This is a genomic window from Gemmatimonadales bacterium, assembly GCA_030697825.1.
Lineage (GTDB): Bacteria > Gemmatimonadota > Gemmatimonadetes > Gemmatimonadales > JACORV01 > JACORV01.
Window position 1 is genome coordinate 1 of the sequence record JAUYOW010000082.1, and the last position, 1,705, is coordinate 1,705.

2 protein-coding genes are annotated in these 1,705 nt (G+C 70.6%); both read left to right on the forward strand.

From position 1 onward, the window contains the following. Nucleotides 1-284: 284 nt before the first annotated feature. Nucleotides 285-623 carry a cytochrome c gene (locus Q8Q85_04355; protein ID MDP3773477.1) on the forward strand — a complete coding sequence of 113 codons (339 nt, stop codon included), beginning with the start codon at nucleotides 285-287 and terminating at the stop codon, nucleotides 621-623. Further along, the coding region (locus tag Q8Q85_04360; protein MDP3773478.1) for a c-type cytochrome at nucleotides 610-1,705 on the forward strand (1,096 nt) is incomplete at its 3' end. The genes Q8Q85_04355 and Q8Q85_04360, both read left to right, overlap by 14 nt.

Consider the following 1,705-nt stretch of genomic DNA (forward strand, 5'->3'; position numbering starts at 1 on the left):
TCTTCGTCAGCGACAGCGAGGAGCGCTGGCGCCTCTTCAAGCAGCCGATCCACGCGGGACTCGTGGACGCCTACAAGAAGTGGATCCGGGTCGCGTTGATGGTGCTCGCACCCCTGACCGTCGGCTTCGTCACCTAACAACGGGTTCGCCCGAGCCTCGAGGCGGGAGCCCAGCTCCGCTCGATCCACCCCGCTCCCCCGGGCACGATCACCTTCCGCGGCAAGACCATCACCCTGGCGGGGCTCGAGAACCCGCTCCGGAGCCAGGGCAACCTCGCCGCCCACATCGCCGAAGGCCGCCGCGTCTACTATCAGAACTGCGTCTTCTGCCACGGCGACCGGTTCGACGGCCAGGGCGACTACGCCCACGCCTTCAACCCCGCGCCGCTCTCCTTCACCGACCCCGGCACGATCGCCCAGCTCACCGAGAGCTACGTCTTCTGGCGCATCGCCAAGGGCGGCCGCGGCCTGCCGCGCGAGGGCACCCCCTGGAACTCGGCCATGCCGGCCTGGGAGGACTTCCTGACGGAGGACGAGATCTGGGCGGTGGTCATGTTCCTCTATGAGCACACCGGCTGGCACCCGCGCACCTTCGAGACCGGAGGCGCCGATGCGGAGCGCTAGGGCGCTGGCCGGCGCCGCTGCCGGCCTCCTGGCGGGGCTTGCCCTGATCGCGGCGGTCTCCCCGCCGCGGCAGCAGCAACCGGCCGCCGCGGGCGCCAACGACGAGGGGCGCCGCGTCTACGACAAGTGGTGCGCCGGCTGCCACGGAGATCAGGGAAAAGGCGATGGCGACGGCGCCGGCCACCTCCTCCCCAAGCCGCGCGACTTCACCCGCGCCTTGTATCAGGTCCGGTCGACAGCGACCGGCGAGGTGCCCACGGACGCTGACATCCGCCACGTCGTGGACGAGGGAATGCCCGGTACCAGCATGCCGGCGTGGAAGAACACCCTCTCGAGCGGCGAGCGAGAGGCGGTCGTGCGGTACCTGAAGAGCTTCTCATCCGCCTTCGCGAACGCCCCGACGGCGCTCCGATTCGGACGGAACCCCGGCGGCGGGCAGGCGGCCATCGACTCCGGCCTCGCCCTCTACCGGCGCATCGAGTGCTGGAAGTGCCACGGCGACGCCGGCCGCGGCGACGGCCGCTCGGCCCCGACCTTGAAGGATGACTTCGGCAACCCCATCCGGGCCGCCGATCTCACCCAGAACTGGATGTTCAACGGCGGGTCCGAGGTGGACGATATCTACCGCCGCCTTCGGACCGGGCTCGACGCAACCCCGATGCCTTCGTTCAACGACCTGATCGAAGGCCACATCATCACTGACGGCGACCTCTGGCGCATCGCGGCCTTCGTCCGCAGCCTCTCGCCGGAGCGGGCGCCGCGGGTGCGGGACGTGGTGAACGCGGCGCGCATCGAGGGCGCCCTGCCCTCGGGGCCGGACGACAGCACCTGGACCCGGGGGGACCGCTACTACTTCCCGCTGGTCGGCCAGGTGATCCTCAAGCCGAGGACCTTCGCGCCCACGGTCAGCGGCGTCTGGGTCCAGGCGCTACACAACGGACAGCAGCTGGCCCTGTGCGTCACCTGGCACGACCCATCCCAGAGCCCGAACTCGTCGTGGAACATCTGGCGCGGCCGCATGGCCCGCGCCATGGCGTCCGACGACTCGGCCGCCGCGGATACCACTTCCCCCCTCCCCGACC